This is a genomic window from Stutzerimonas frequens, from assembly GCF_024448335.1.
Taxonomy (GTDB): Bacteria; Pseudomonadota; Gammaproteobacteria; order Pseudomonadales; family Pseudomonadaceae; genus Stutzerimonas; species Stutzerimonas frequens.
In genome coordinates this window covers 319,554-332,975 of the sequence record NZ_JAMOHM010000002.1, presented here as the reverse complement: position 1 = coordinate 332,975, position 13,422 = coordinate 319,554, and the positions used below count along the sequence as shown (strand labels likewise).

The 13,422-nt window shown below is 64.4% G+C and carries 17 protein-coding genes; 7 read left to right on the top strand and 10 right to left on the bottom strand.

Annotated features, from left to right (window positions below; genetic code table 11):
- Positions 1-12: 12 nt before the first annotated feature.
- The gene (locus tag NAO55_RS04355; RefSeq protein WP_102840127.1) at positions 13-819 is read right to left on the bottom strand and encodes a putative RNA methyltransferase; all 807 of its coding nucleotides are present in this window, start codon (positions 817-819) and stop codon (positions 13-15) included.
- Complete coding sequence (dapE, locus tag NAO55_RS04350) at positions 813-1,961, bottom strand: succinyl-diaminopimelate desuccinylase (RefSeq protein WP_102840128.1); 1,149 nt, start codon at positions 1,959-1,961, stop codon at positions 813-815. Before dapE ends, NAO55_RS04355 begins: the two co-directional genes overlap by 7 nt.
- A 127-nt stretch (positions 1,962-2,088) precedes the next feature.
- On the opposite strand from dapE, the gene tcdA reads away from it, so the two are divergent.
- The 3 genes from tcdA to NAO55_RS04335 all read left to right on the top strand — a co-directional run bounded on the left by tcdA (position 2,089) and on the right by NAO55_RS04335 (position 5,572).
- Complete coding sequence (gene tcdA, locus NAO55_RS04345) at positions 2,089-2,898, top strand: tRNA cyclic N6-threonylcarbamoyladenosine(37) synthase TcdA (RefSeq protein ID WP_102840129.1); 810 nt, start codon at positions 2,089-2,091, stop codon at positions 2,896-2,898.
- A gap of 168 nt (positions 2,899-3,066) precedes the next feature.
- Positions 3,067-4,356 (top strand): OprO/OprP family phosphate-selective porin, encoded by a 1,290-nt coding sequence (locus tag NAO55_RS04340; RefSeq protein WP_102840130.1) that lies wholly within the window; start codon positions 3,067-3,069, stop codon positions 4,354-4,356.
- Positions 4,357-4,441: 85 nt separating this feature from the next.
- Entirely contained in the window at positions 4,442-5,572 is a 1,131-nt protein-coding gene (locus NAO55_RS04335) for a GNAT family N-acetyltransferase (RefSeq protein WP_102840131.1), read from the top strand.
- Positions 5,573-5,580: 8 nt separating this feature from the next.
- On the opposite strand, the gene NAO55_RS04330 is transcribed toward NAO55_RS04335, so the two are convergent.
- The 3 genes from NAO55_RS04330 to NAO55_RS04320 all read right to left on the bottom strand — a co-directional run bounded on the left by NAO55_RS04330 (position 5,581) and on the right by NAO55_RS04320 (position 7,592).
- Entirely contained in the window at positions 5,581-6,003 is a 423-nt protein-coding gene (locus NAO55_RS04330) for a DUF6306 domain-containing protein (protein ID WP_020307134.1), read from the bottom strand.
- Positions 6,004-6,100: 97 nt separating this feature from the next.
- Entirely contained in the window at positions 6,101-6,655 is a 555-nt protein-coding gene (locus tag NAO55_RS04325; RefSeq protein ID WP_102840132.1) for a peptidylprolyl isomerase, read from the bottom strand.
- Between the two features lie 28 nt (positions 6,656-6,683).
- The gene (locus tag NAO55_RS04320; RefSeq protein ID WP_014597138.1) at positions 6,684-7,592 is read right to left on the bottom strand and encodes a LysR family transcriptional regulator; all 909 of its coding nucleotides are present in this window, start codon (positions 7,590-7,592) and stop codon (positions 6,684-6,686) included.
- A 61-nt stretch (positions 7,593-7,653) separates the two neighbouring features.
- Between NAO55_RS04320 and NAO55_RS04315 the strand changes: the two genes are divergently transcribed.
- Positions 7,654-7,974, top strand: coding sequence for a hypothetical protein (locus NAO55_RS04315; protein WP_014597137.1), 321 nt, complete (start codon positions 7,654-7,656; stop codon positions 7,972-7,974).
- Between the two features lie 29 nt (positions 7,975-8,003).
- On the opposite strand, the gene NAO55_RS04310 is transcribed toward NAO55_RS04315, so the two are convergent.
- Entirely contained in the window at positions 8,004-8,441 is a 438-nt protein-coding gene (locus NAO55_RS04310) for an anti-virulence regulator CigR family protein (RefSeq protein ID WP_102840133.1), read from the bottom strand.
- Positions 8,442-8,589: 148 nt separating this feature from the next.
- On the opposite strand from NAO55_RS04310, the gene NAO55_RS04305 reads away from it, so the two are divergent.
- Complete coding sequence (locus NAO55_RS04305; protein ID WP_014597135.1) at positions 8,590-9,921, top strand: DEAD/DEAH box helicase; 1,332 nt, start codon at positions 8,590-8,592, stop codon at positions 9,919-9,921.
- A 17-nt stretch (positions 9,922-9,938) separates the two neighbouring features.
- On the opposite strand, the gene NAO55_RS04300 is transcribed toward NAO55_RS04305, so the two are convergent.
- Complete coding sequence (locus NAO55_RS04300; protein WP_014597134.1) at positions 9,939-10,235, bottom strand: hypothetical protein; 297 nt, start codon at positions 10,233-10,235, stop codon at positions 9,939-9,941.
- A 143-nt stretch (positions 10,236-10,378) separates the two neighbouring features.
- Here NAO55_RS04300 and NAO55_RS04295 point away from each other — a divergent pair, with 143 nt between their 5' ends.
- Positions 10,379-10,756 (top strand): transcriptional regulator, encoded by a 378-nt coding sequence (locus tag NAO55_RS04295; protein WP_102840134.1) that lies wholly within the window; start codon positions 10,379-10,381, stop codon positions 10,754-10,756.
- A 10-nt stretch (positions 10,757-10,766) separates the two neighbouring features.
- On the opposite strand, the gene NAO55_RS04290 is transcribed toward NAO55_RS04295, so the two are convergent.
- Complete coding sequence (locus NAO55_RS04290) at positions 10,767-11,621, bottom strand: LysR substrate-binding domain-containing protein (RefSeq protein WP_063539932.1); 855 nt, start codon at positions 11,619-11,621, stop codon at positions 10,767-10,769.
- A 97-nt stretch (positions 11,622-11,718) separates the two neighbouring features.
- Between NAO55_RS04290 and NAO55_RS04285 the strand changes: the two genes are divergently transcribed.
- Complete coding sequence (locus NAO55_RS04285; protein ID WP_102840135.1) at positions 11,719-11,946, top strand: DUF1127 domain-containing protein; 228 nt, start codon at positions 11,719-11,721, stop codon at positions 11,944-11,946.
- Here NAO55_RS04285 and NAO55_RS04280 read toward each other — a convergent pair.
- Positions 11,940-12,695: a sulfite exporter TauE/SafE family protein gene (locus tag NAO55_RS04280; protein WP_102840136.1), complete on the bottom strand. Its 756-nt coding sequence runs from the start codon at positions 12,693-12,695 to the stop codon at positions 11,940-11,942. The genes NAO55_RS04285 and NAO55_RS04280 overlap by 7 nt on opposite strands.
- A 165-nt stretch (positions 12,696-12,860) precedes the next feature.
- Positions 12,861-13,418 carry a Tll0287-like domain-containing protein gene (locus tag NAO55_RS04275; protein ID WP_102840137.1) on the bottom strand — a complete coding sequence of 186 codons (558 nt, stop codon included), beginning with the start codon at positions 13,416-13,418 and terminating at the stop codon, positions 12,861-12,863.
- Positions 13,419-13,422 lie beyond the last annotated feature (4 nt).

Below are 13,422 nucleotides of genomic sequence, written 5' to 3'. Positions count from 1 at the left end.
GAGGCATTTGCCTTAGGAAATTCGTTCGATCCAGTCGTAGCGTATCGCAACCCGCACCGTCAGCGGCGTGTCGATGACGGCGGCGCGCCGCTCGGCGCTGGCGCGCCAGCCGTGCGGGGTCATCGCCAGGAGATCGGCGCGGGCCTGGGCGTTGTCCAGCTGCAGTTCATAGCTGAGGGTTTCGCTGTGGGTCAGGCGCATGCCGTCCGGAATGAGCGACAGGTGTTTCTCGTCGTCGTAGTCGCGTACCTCGTCGTAGAGCCGCGCGCGCAGCTCCCACAGGTGCTCGCGGGTCGGCCCCATGCGCAGCAGTCCGCCGCCGGGCGGGAGCAAGCGGCGCGCTTCCTGCCAGTCCAGCGGGCTGAACACGCTGGCCAGCAGGTCGCAGCTGGCATCAGCCAGCGGCACGCGGGCCATGCTCGCCACCAGCCACTCGAGTTGCGGGGCGCGTTTGCAGGCGCGCTTGATCGCCTCGCGGGAGATGTCCAGTGCATAGCCTTCTGCATCCGGCAGCGCGGCGGCCAGTTGGGCGGTGTAGTAGCCCTCGCCACAGCCGATGTCCAGCCAGCGTTGCGGCGCGCGCTCGGCGGCCAGCTCGGCGAGGCGTCGGGCCAGCGGCGCATAGTGACCGCCATCGAGAAAGCGCCGGCGCGCCTCGACCATGGCCTGGTTGTCGCCCGGATCGCGGCTGTTCTTGTGCTGCACGGGGAGCAGGTTCAGGTAGCCCTGGCGTGCGCGGTCGAAACGGTGGTTGGCCGGGCAGGCCACGCCGTTTTCCACCGCGCTCAGCGGCGCCTGGCAGATCGGGCAGATCAGCATGCGAGCAGGTTCACCAGGGTCTGGTAGTAGATGTCGGTCAGCACATCGAGATCGCTGGCCAGGATGTGTTCGTCGATCTGGTGGATGGTGGCATTGACCGGGCCGAGTTCGACCACCTGGGTACCGAGGGTGGCGATAAAGCGTCCGTCCGAGGTGCCGCCGCTGGTGGACGGCGTGGTTTCGCGGCCGGTGACGCTGCGGATCGCCTTGGCCACGCCGTCGAGCAGCGCGCCCGGTTCGGTCAGGAATGGCAGGCCGGACAGTGCCCAGTCCACGTTCCAGTCCAGACCGTGCTTGTCGAGGATCGCCGCGGTGCGTTGCTGCAAGCCTTCGACGGTCGACTCGGTGGAGAAGCGGAAGTTGAACACCGCTTCCAGCGTGCCGGGGATGACGTTGGTGGCGCCGGTGCCGGCGTTCAGGTTGGAGATCTGGAAGCTGGTCGGCGGGAAGAAGGCATTGCCGTCGTCCCAGTGCTCGGCGGCCAATTCCGCTAGCGCAGGCGCGGCCAGGTGGATGGGGTTCTTCGCCAGATGCGGATAGGCCACATGGCCCTGCTGGCCGCGTACGGTAAGGGTGCCGCCGAGTGAGCCGCGGCGGCCATTCTTCACCACGTCACCTACCAAGGCGGTGCTCGACGGTTCGCCGACGATGCACCAGTCCAGGCGCTGGCCACGCTCGCGCAGGCGCTCGACGACGGCCTTGGTGCCGTGGTGCGCCGGGCCTTCCTCATCGCTGGTGATCAGAAAGGCGATCTGTCCCTTGTGGTCCGGATGGTCGGCGGTGAAGCGTTCCACTGCGACGACCATGGCGGCCAGGCTGCCTTTCATGTCTGCCGCGCCGCGACCGTGGAGCATGCCCTGCTCGTCGATGCGCGCACTGAACGGCGGGTTCTGCCAGGCCTGCAGCGGGCCGGTGGGAACCACGTCGGTATGGCCGGCGAAGCACAGCACCGGGCCTTCGTTGCCGCGAATGGCCCAGAAGTTTTCCACGTCCTCGATATGCATCGGCTCGATGGTGAAGCCGCAGGCCGCCAGGCGCTGGCTCATCAGCTGCTGGCAGCCTTCATCCAGCGGCGTCACCGATGGGCGATTGATCAGCTCGCAGGCGAGTTCGAGCGTCGGGGAGAGGGCAGGCGCGGTCATCAGGGCTCCGGTGCGGCGGGGAAAGGGCGCCATATTAAAGCAAAGGCGCGGTTGCGGTGACGGCTGGATGCAGTGGTCGTGGCGTCATGAGGTCTTATAATCGCCAGGTTTTTTCCGGGGAGTCGGCATGTCTATCGATGATCAGCGTTTCGGCGGTATTGCCCGCCTGTATGGCCGCGTCGGCCTCGAGCGGCTGACGGCTGCGCATGTGGCGGTGGTCGGCATCGGTGGCGTCGGCTCGTGGGCGGCCGAGGCGCTGGCGCGCAGCGGGGTAGGCGAGATCAGCCTGTTCGACCTGGACGATGTGTGCATCACCAATACCAACCGGCAGATTCACGCCCTCGATGGCGCAGTGGGCAAAGCCAAGGTCGGCGAGATGGCCGCACGTATTCGCGCCATCAACCCGGCATGTCGGGTTCATGCCGTGCCCGACTTCGTCACCCGCGAAACCATGGCCGAATACATCACCGAAGACATGGACTGCGTCATCGACTGCATCGACAGCGTGCCGGCCAAGGCGGCGCTGATCGCCTGGTGCAAGCGCCGCAAGATCCAAATCATCGCTACCGGTGGCGCGGGCGGGCAGGTGGACCCGACGCAGATCCAGGTCGCCGACCTGAACAAGACCTTCAACGATCCGCTGGCGGCCAAGGTGCGTTCGCTGCTGCGTCGCGAATACAACTTCTCGCGCACGCCGGGGCGCACCTACAGCGTGCCCTGCGTGTTCTCCACCGAACAGCTGCGCTACCCGAAGCCTGATGGCGGCGTGTGCCAGAGCAAGAGCTTCGTCGGCGAGGGCGTCAAGCTCGACTGCGCCGGCGGCTTCGGCGCGGTGACCATGGTTACCGCCACGTTCGGCATGGTCGCTGCCGCGAAGGCGGTCGACAAACTGGTCGCCGGAGCCCGGCGGCCTAGCGAGCGCAACGCCCGCAGCTGATTAAGACGTGCCGTAGCCGCTCTACGATGCGGCTCCACGGAAAGTTCCGCTGTCACAAAAGCTTTACATATCAGCCATTTGGCTGACATACGCCGTCGCCAAGATTGCCCCCAACACAAAGAGCCCATCTCGTGTGTTTCCGACGCTAAACATAAAGGGGAATTTTGGATGATCCGTAAGCACTTCGCCGGTTTCGCTGCCAGCGCCCTGGCTCTGGCCGTTTCCGCCCAGGCTTTCGCCGGTACCGTCACCACCGACGGCGCCGATCTCGTTATCAAGACCAAGGGCGGCCTGGAGGTCGGAACCACCGACAAGGAGTTCTCGTTCAAGATCAATGGCCGCCTGCAGGCTGATGCCGACAGCTTCGATGGTTTCTACACCCAGAACGGCGAGCGCGCAGACGAGACCTATTTCCGTCGTGCGCGTCTGGAGATTTCCGGTGTTGCCTTCACCGATTGGGGCTACACCTTCCACCGCAACTTTGGCAACGATTCCAGCGATTGGCAAGAGCTGGCCATCCACTACAACGGCTGGAAGCCGGTCCAGGTTTCGATTGGCCGTATCAACCCGACCTTCGGCCTGGAAGAAGCCGTCAGCTCCAAGTGGATCACCGCCATCGAGCGCTCGGCGATCTATGACCTGGCGCCCTGGCTGAACGACCACGAAGACGGCGAAGGCATCCGCGTGCGTACCACTGTCGGCATGTTCCACGGCGAGGCCGGTGCCTATCGTCAGGATGGTGGCGACGGCGTCGACATGCTCGAGGACGAAGATGGCGCAAACAACACCAGCTTCGTGCTGCGTGGCGTGATCGCCCCGATCGTCGAGAAGGACCAGGTGCTGCACTTGGGCGCGAGCTTCGGTCAGCGTGACCTGGAAGAAGGTTACCTGGAACGCATTCGTCCGCGCCTGTCCGTGCGTGGCACCACCGAAGACAGTGCCAACGGCAACCGCGCCACCTTCGGCGGCACTCGCACCGACGGCACCGATCAGGCCTGGGGCCTGGAAGCGGCCTACATGATCGGCCCGTTCTCGGTGCAGGGCGAATACCTGACCCGTACCGTCGACGCCATGGAAGGTTTCGAAGACCTCGAAGCCACCGGCTACAACGTCCAGCTGGCGTACACCCTCACCGGTGAGTCGCGCTCTTACAAGCTCGATGGCGGCAAGTTCGACAAGATCAAGCCGGAGAACAAGCAGATCGGTGCTTGGGAGGTTTTCTACCGCTTCGACGACATCACCGTCGATGAAACCGGTGTTGCACCGAGCGGTTATGTCGGTGCCCTGGATAGCGCAGAAGCAGGTGCGAAGACTCACACCATCGGTCTCAACTGGTACGCCAACGAGTCGGTCAAGCTCTCGGCCAACTACCTGAAGACCAGTGTGGATGACGTGGTCAACGCCAACGGCGACGACGATGGCGACGCCATCAGCCTGCGTGCCCAGTACGTGTTCTAAACATCACCCTCATCCGTGATGCTCCATTTGAGCCCCGCCCTGGCGGGGCTTTTTTTCGTCTGCGCGACAGGCCAGACTGCGATCCATGCCTATCCAGACCCTACACCGCCTCGCCGAACTCGATCCCACCGAATGGGATGCCTTGCTGGCCGATTCGCAACCCTTTCTGCGTCACGCTTTCCTTTCATCGCTGGAGGACAGCGGCAGTGTCGGTGGGCGCAGTGGCTGGCAACCCGCTCACTGTCTCCTGCACGACCCGCAGGGTAGGCTGCGGGCCGCGCTGCCGCTGTATCGCAAGAGCCATTCCTACGGCGAGTACGTGTTCGACTGGGCCTGGGCGGACGCCTGCCAGCGGGCCGGCATCCGCTACTACCCCAAACTGCTGTGCGCCGTACCCTTCACACCGGTCGCAGGCCAGCGTCTGCTCGGCGATGTCGAGGCGGCGGCAGCGCTGCTCGATGGGCTCACCGAGCAGCTGGATGCCCAGGAAATGTCCGGAGTCCATGTGAACTTCACCGGACCACAGGCCGATCAGCTGATGGCTGGCCGGGAGGGTTGGCTGGAGCGCATCGGTTGTCAGTTTCACTGGCATAACCGGGGCTATCGTGACTTTCAGGACTTTCTCGATGCGCTGACCTCACGCAAGCGCAAGCAGCTGCGCAAGGAACGCGAGCAGGTGGCGGGGCAGGGCATCGTCTTCGACTGGCGCGAAGGGCAACAGCTCAGCGAGGTGGAGTGGGATTTCGTCTACGCGTGCTATGCCAACACCTATCAGGTGCGCGGGCAGGCACCGTACCTTTCGCGTGCGTTTTTCAGCCTGCTGGCCGAGCGAATGCCGCAGGCGATTCGCGTGGTGCTGGCGCTACAGGGCTCGAGGCCGGTGGCGATGGCCTTCAGCCTGCGTGACGACAGCGGGCTATACGGCCGTTACTGGGGCTGCCTGGCAGAGTTCGACCGTCTGCACTTCGAGACCTGTTTCTACCAGGGCATCGACCAGGCCATCGCGGACGGCCTGCAGCGCTTCGATGCCGGCGCGCAGGGCGAGCACAAGCTGATTCGGGGCTTCGAGCCGGTGATTACGCGCTCCTGGCATTACCTGCAGCACCCCGGTTTGCGCGCCGCGGTGATGGATTTTCTGCAGCAGGAGCGCGTCGGTGTGCTGGCTTACGCCGAGGCGGCGCGTCAGGCGCTGCCGTACCGGCAGGGCGGCAGCTAGCACTTGCGTCAGGCGTGGGACGCGGCGCTGTTTTCCTCGTGGATATCCAGCATGCGCTGCAATTCGCTGCGCAGCAGTGGGTCCTGGCAGCCCGGTAGGTACTCGCGCAGCTTGCGAATCACCCATTGCTGCCCCTTGTCGACGAACGGCAGACGCTCGTCCAGCGACTGGATGGCCATCGCCTTGCCGTAGAAGGCGCCGGTGTCCTTGTTGGGCTCCACGCCCAGATGCTGCAGGCAGTTCAGCAGCAGCTTGCAGCTCTCGATCTCGCCCTGGCGAATCTGCTCGAGCAGCTGCCGCTGTTCCGGGTCAGTGGCCTGTTGCAGCGATTCGCCGGCAACCTTGGCGCCCGCGCGTTCGGCGCTGAGCAGGTCCTGCAGCAGCTGGGCTTCGCCTTCCGGTGTGTTCAGCGGGCTTTGCGGGGTAGTCATATCGCGATCTCCTGTCGGTTGAGGGTTTCGCACGATGGCGGCAGCGGGGTACGCGCCGCCGTAAATGCGAAGGGCCGGTGAACCGGCCCTTCGGGGATCAGAGCTTCTTCGCGGTGATGATCTTCACCGGAGTCAGCGGCACGTTCTGCATCATGGCGCGGTTGCCGGTGGGGACCTGGGCGATCTGGTCGACGACCTCCATGCCACGCACCACCTTGCCGAACACCGCGTAGCCGAAATCGCGGCTGCCGTGGTCGAGGAAGTCGTTGTCGCGGTGGTTGATGAAGAACTGGCTGGTCGCCGAGTTGACGTTCTGCGTACGCGCCATGGCCACGGTGCCGCGCACGTTGTGCAGGCCGTTGTCGGCCTCGTTCTTGATCGGCGCCTTGGTGGGCTTCTGGTTCAGCCCTTCGCCGAAGCCGCCACCCTGGATCATGAAGCCAGGGATGACGCGGTGGAACACGGTGCCGTCGTAGAAACCGCTATCGACGTAGCCGAGGAAGTTCTCGACGCTGATCGGTGCCTTTTCCGCCTCGAGCTCCAGTTCGATCTCACCCAGGCTGGTGGTCAGCAGCACGCGAGGGTTTTCGGCAGCGAGCAGGTTGCCGGCCAGCAGTACGGAACAGGCGGCGAGGGCGATGCGTTTCAACATGATGGTTTCCTGATGTTGGGGAAAGCGGTCAGCCGGCCAGCGAGTTGGCCTGTCCGGCATCGTACGTCTTGATCAGCTCGATGAGAATCCGGGTAGCCGGCCCGAGCGGTTTGTCGTGGTTAGTGTAGAGATAGAACAGCGGCCGGCGAATGCTGCCTTGGACCAGTGGCAGCGGTTTGAGCAGACCTTCGGCCAGCTCGCGGCCGATCAGGTGGCGCGGCAGCCAGGCGAAGCCCAACCCGCTGCTGACGAAGGCCACTGAGGTAGCCAGACTGCCCACCGTCCAGCGCTGTTCGGCGCCCAGCCAGCCGGCATCACGCGGCTGACGCAGGCCGGTGTCGCGCACCACGATCTGCATCTGGCTCTGCAGGTCCTGCACGCTGAGCTTGCGTCCCAGTTGATGCAGGGCGTGGTCGGCATGGGCGACGGCGACAAACTCGACAGTGCTGAGTTCGCTGCCCAGATAGCCAGTGATGTCCAGACCGCTGATGGCCAGATCCGCGGTGCCGTCCTTGAGCACCTCTTCCACGCCGGATAGCACCTCCTCGCGCAGCCGAACCCGGCAGCCGCGGCTCTTGGGCATGAAGTCGCTGAGGGCGCGGATCAGCTTGGCGCTGGGGTAGGCCGCATCGACCACCAGCCGCACCTCGGCTTCCCAGCCCTGCTCCATGTGGTGCGCCAGCTCTTCCAGCTGGCTGGCCTGGGTGACCAGTTGCCGTGAGCGACGCAGCAGCACCTCACCCGCTTCGGTCAGCACCGCCTTGCGGCCGTCGATGCGCAGCAGCGGTACGCCGAGCTGCTCCTGCATGCGCGCCACGGTATAGCTGACCGAAGACTGCGAGCGATGCAGGGCTTCGGCCGCCTGGGCGAAGCCGCCGTGATCGATGACCGCCTGCAGGGTGCGCCACTGATCGAGGGTCACACGGGGCACTTTCATTCCTTCGGTTCCTTTAACAAGGTCTGTTAGGCTGGCCACTCTGTAGAGGAGCCCAGTCAAAATGAAAACAATCGGTTACCTACTCTTTGCCCTGCTGCCTTTTGCGGCCAGCGCCGCCTCCTATCCCGTGGACATCGACCAGCAGCTCAACGGCGCCGAAGTCACCGTGACGCCGCAGGTCATCGACCGCGATCTCGCCGGCCTTCTGCTGCACAACTACGGGGAGATGGCGGCGGTTTGCACTGCCGTGTTCCGGAATGGTCCAGAAGCACCGCGTACCCGGCGCACGGAGCTGCAACCCGGTGAGCGCAAGGCGCTGACGTCGAAGTTCAAGCGCGACGTGATCCGGTTGCGCATCAAACTGACCTGCGAGCCGAAGTAGCTCGGCCGCCAGGCGCCAGCCGTACGGGATCAATCCAGTACGTTCTCCAGAATTTCGTAAACGATGCCCGTGGCGATGGCCACCAGGATCACGTCACGCCCCAGCTGCTTCCATTCATAGCCTTCGTAGCGTGGCAGATGGCCGAGCAGGCGATTGTCCAGGTTCTTGGCGATGCCCGGCGGTAGTGGTTTGCCGCGCGCCAAGTTCTTCTGGATGCCAGGGGGCAGGGACGATGACGGCATGAGCAGCTCGCGGTGGTTGCGCAGCGTGATGCGAACCGCGCCGATATCCACGGACGGCCCCTGGTGATGATATTGCTGCGCCGGCGCCGGCGCTTGCCCCTGGCCGCGCTGAGCCTTGTATTTGCTGTTGCCGGGGTGATCGTTGTTCCGCTGCGCCGCCGTCACCGTGGAGAGTGCCAGTGAAAGCGCGCCGGCCAGCAGCGCGATCCGCTTCATCGAGTTCATGCGAACCTCCTGGGCATTAAGCCGCTTCGCTTTGTCAGCTTAGCCTGTGTTTGCCAGAGAAAACATGCCGGCTGTTACAGAACGCGCCTTTGCCGGGCAGACCGGGTAACCTATGCCATCGTTCTTTTCGACCTCCGAGGTAGCTCCCTTGTTTGACCAATTCGCCCTGCACGAACGCCTGCTCAAGGCCGTCGCCGAACTCAAATTCGTCGAGCCGACCCCGGTGCAGGTGGCGGCGATTCCGCCGGCGCTGGAAGGGCGCGATCTGCGTGTAACGGCCCAGACCGGCAGTGGCAAGACGGCTGCGTTCGTGCTGCCGATGCTCAACCGTCTGATCGGCGATGCCCAGCCGCGGGTCGACGTGCGCGCGCTGATCCTGTTGCCGACCCGCGAACTGGCTCAGCAGACCCTCAAGGAAGTCGAGCGCTTCTCGCAGTTCACCTTCATCAAGTCCGGCCTGATCACCGGTGGTGAGGACTTCAAGGTCCAGGCCGCGATGCTGCGCAAGGTGCCGGACGTGCTGATCGGCACGCCGGGCCGGCTGATCGAGCATCTGAACGCGGGCAACCTGATCCTCAAGGATGTCGAGGTTCTGGTGATCGACGAGGCTGATCGCATGCTCGACATGGGTTTTGCCGAAGACATGCAGCGTCTGGTAGGCGAATGCGAAAAGCGTCAGCAGACGCTGCTGTTCTCTGCCACCAGTGGGGGCGCCGGGCTGCGCGAGATGGTCGCCAAGGTGCTGAATGATCCGCTGCACCTTCAGCTCAACCGCGTCAGCGAGCTGAACGAGTCGACCCGGCAGCAGATCATCACCGCCGACGATCCGGCGCATAAGGAAAAGTTGGTGCATTGGCTGCTGGCCAACGAGACCTATCAGAAGGCGGTCATCTTCACCAACACCCGCGCCCAGGCCGATCGTCTGTACGGTCATCTGGTGGCAGGCGACATCAAGGTCTTCGTGTTGCACGGGGAGAAGGACCAGAAGGAGCGCAAGCTCGCCATCGAGCGGCTCAAACAGGGCGGTGTGAAGGTGCTGGTGGCCACCGATGTGGCTGCGCGCGGCCTCGATATCGAGGGCATGGACCTGGTGATCAACTTCGACATGCCGCGTTCGGGTGACGAGTACGTGCACCGCATCGGCCGTACTGGACGCGCCGGCGCCGAGGGCCTGGCGATCTCGCTGATCTGCCATAACGACTGGAACCTGATGTCGAGTATCGAACGCTACCTCAAGCAGCGCTTCGAGAAGCGGGTGATCAAGGGGCTGAAAGGCACCTATCAGGGGCCGAAGAACCTCAAGGCTTCGGGCAAGGCCGCTGGCAGCAAGAAGAAAAAGATCGACAAGAAAAAGGGCGTAGAGAAGAAGTCCAAGCCTGCCGGCAAGCGCCCGAACGGCGCCAAGCGGGAGACGCCGTCACCTGTAGTCAGCCAGGACGGCATGGCACCGCTCAAGCGCAAGAAGCCGACGGCCGAGTGACACTCGGCTGATTCGCCTTAGCGTTGCGCGTCGGCCGGCGGAATGTCGGCCTCGCGCTCCGCTTGCTCGATCTGCTGCAGGCGTTTGTCATAGGCTTCGCACTCGTTGCCAAGCTGATCGGCGCTGCGCTTGGCGTCCATCTGTCGAATCTCCTCGTTGATCTCTTCTGCCCGGGCCGGGTTGCTCTTGGTGAGCTGATTGACCCGTTCGGCCAGCTGTTCCGCCTTGGCATTGACCTCGTCCGGCGTGCAGGCCGCATGGGCGGTCGGTGCGGCCAGCAGGGCGGCGGTCAACGTAATCGTCAGCAGTTTCATGGCTGTGTCCTCGCTCAGTCGTTCCTAAAGGTGGATTGCCGCGCAGCCGCTTTAGTTCAGCGCGAACCGGCGGCCAGCGAAAGCGGTCGGTATGTACAGGCGCCCTGTCTACGGGGCGGAATACCTGCTACGGGAGAATGGCCATGAGCTACAAATGGGACCTGATCCAGCGCTTGCTGCATGAAGTGCAGGACAGCGCGAACGATACATTCAAACCACGTCGCTATGCCGAGGAGCATGCCGCGCAGCTGGAGAGCGAAGGCAAGTCCATGCCCAATCTGGACAGCCTGCGTGCCGAGGCGGCCGACTACGAGAGCCTGTTGTTCGAGGGAGGGTTCATCGCCAGTCGCCCCGAAGAGCAGGGCGGGAACGGTGAGAATTTCGTTCTCACCGAGCGTGGCTCGCGCCTGCTGGCGATTCTCGACTCGCCTGCTGAGCAGGACCGGCGCCAACGCCTGGCGGAGAAGGGCGAGGCTGCTCTGGTACCGGAGGTGTTCGACGAGCTGGCCGCCGGCGTTTAAGTCGTCGCAACTACAGCCGGAAACCGTCGACGATATAGCCGGCCAGGGTCTCGCTGACCGGTGAATGCCGTTGCGGATTGCGTAACAGGACGATGCTGGTTTGCGGCAAGCCGGGCAGCCCGTCCGCCTCGCCAAGGATATTCAGCTCAGCCGGGATCAGACTCTGCAGCTGCGCTGTCAGTGCCAGCCCGGCGCCGACGATGGCCATGATCGCGGCGAGACTGGGGCTGCTGTAGGCGATCCGGTAGTCGATTTCGCGGGCATCCAGCGCATTGCAGACCCAGGCCCGGCAAAAGCACTCGGAGTTGAAAGTCGCAAGCGGCAGTGGACTGTGGTCTTCGAGATTGAAGCCTGGTGCGGCCGCCCAGACCACGTGCTCCTGACGCAACAGTTGGCCGATTTCGGTGCCTGGCTCGCGGGTAACGATGCTCAGGTCCAGGTCGCGGCGCTGCAGCAGCTGGCTGGACGGCTCGCAGTGCACCTCCACCTGGACCAGGGGAAAGGCCTGGGCAAAGCGCGCCAGGATGCCCGGCAGGAAGCGCATGACGTAGTCGTCCGGCGTGCCGATGCGAACGGCACCGACCATGTGCGGCTGGCGCAGCGTGGTCATCACCTCGCCATGCAGCTTGAGGATGCGCCGGGCGTAGCCCAGCAATATCTGACCCTCGGCTGTGAGCCTGACCTGACGTCCGCTGCGTTCGAACAGCGGCCGCTCCAGGACGTCCTCCTCCAGACGCTTCATCTGCATGCTGACCGCCGACTGAGTGCGGTTGACCGCTGCGGCGGCGCGAGTGAAACCGCCGTGATCGGCGATGGCGACGAAGCTGCGCAGCAGTTCGGTGTCGATGTTCGGGTAGCTCGCCATTCATCAATCCCCAAGATGCAAGGCATCAGAAACATTCGTTGGATTGATCATAATCGCCGCGCGAGACTGGCGCCAATCCAAACCGGAGGGCGTCGTGATGAACATGCAGAAGATCGTTTCGTACAGGCTTCAGCTGCCAGAGACTTCTCTGACCACGGTTCTCGCGCGGGCCTGGTCGAAGGCACGCCGTTGGTACGAGCTGGCACGGCAGCGGCGGCAGCTGGCCAGTCTGAGCGACGAGATGCTCAAGGACATCGGCCGCAGCCGTGCCGACATCGAATGTGAAGCGAGCCGGCCGTTCTGGGATGACGCCGAGCGTCAGTGACCCAGCACCAGCTTTTGAATCCCCAGGGAAAGGCTGACGAGTACCAACATCAGGGCGAACAGGCGTTGCAGCAGGCTGCTGTTGAGGTATTGCGCCAGGCGGTTGCCGAACAGCACGCCGCAGGCACCACCGAGTGCCAGGCCGCCAAGCAATGCCAGCGGTGGTTCGGCGTCGGTGAGATAGAGCAGGAAGCCGCCACCGCTGACCAGCGCGATCACCGCCATCGACGTGGCCATGGCGCTGAGCAGTGACAACGAGGTGAACCAGAGCAATGCCGGGACGATGAGAAAGCCTCCACCGACACCCATCAGCCCCGACAACAGGCCAACCCCCAGGCCGATGCCGAGCAGCGCCGGATAGCGATTCGCGACGTTTTCCTTGGCCGGCAGGCTGGCGCCGCGCCACATCCGCCAGGCCGACCAGAGCACCAAGAGGCAGAAGCCGATGATCAGTGCACGTTCGGGAATGAACTGCCCCAGCCACTGGCCGGCTGCATTGCCCGGCAAGCCGCAGGTCGCCAGCAACACCACCGGGCGCCAAGCGACCTGACCGAGCCGCGCCCGCGGGATCGCGCCGATGAGCGCCGACATGGCCACGGCACCGAGGCTGACGCCGATGGCATCGCGTAGCGGCAGGTGCAGACTGAGCAGCAGTGGCAGGGCGACGAGCGATCCGCCGGCTCCGGTAAGGCCAAGCAGCAGCCCGAGTACCAGGCCGATGCCCAGCGCTTCGAGCAGCAGTACGTCCATCAGGCGCAAGTGCTCGGGGGCGGGGACATGTGGGGGGCCGTATCTGGCTGCATGAATACTCCATCGTGAGCGTCCATTGTCATCGTTGGTACGTCCGCTTTGACGAGCGTTCCCCACAATGAACGGGCGCTGGCGGTGCGCGACCGCCGTGGAGTGTAAAGCCTATCAGGGCGCCAGGGCACGGCTCAGGGTGAATGCGCCACGCAGGTCGCCTTCGCGGAAGCCGCGCGCCTGGTCCTGCGGGTAGTGCTTATCGAGCAGCTGCAACAGTTCCGGCTTGATGTTCTCGCCATGGCAACCCAGGCAGGCCTCGGCGGTGCCGATTGCCTGCATGTAGCGATACTCGCCGGCAATCACTTCGCCATGGCTGAGCTGTTGAACGGGTTCACCGGCAGCGGCGCGCTGGGCGAACTGCTCCAGCACGCGGCGCTCCCAGGCATCCGGTGCGTTGTCCGGATTGCGCAATTTGAGGGCGGTGCGGCCGACGGTCCACGGCGCCTGGCTGTGCTGGGCGGCAATGCTCGGCGCGAGGGACTGACAGGCTTCGACCGCCTGCGCCGGACCCCCATCGGCCATCGCCTGTTTGACGGTGCCGAGCAGCTGTTGCTGGAACGGGGCGATCAGGCTGACGGCCTCGACGCGCAGTTGCTCCGGATCGACCGCAGGGGCCGCATGGGTGCTGAGGGAAAACAAGCCGAGAGCGAGCAGAGACAGGGTTTTCATGGGA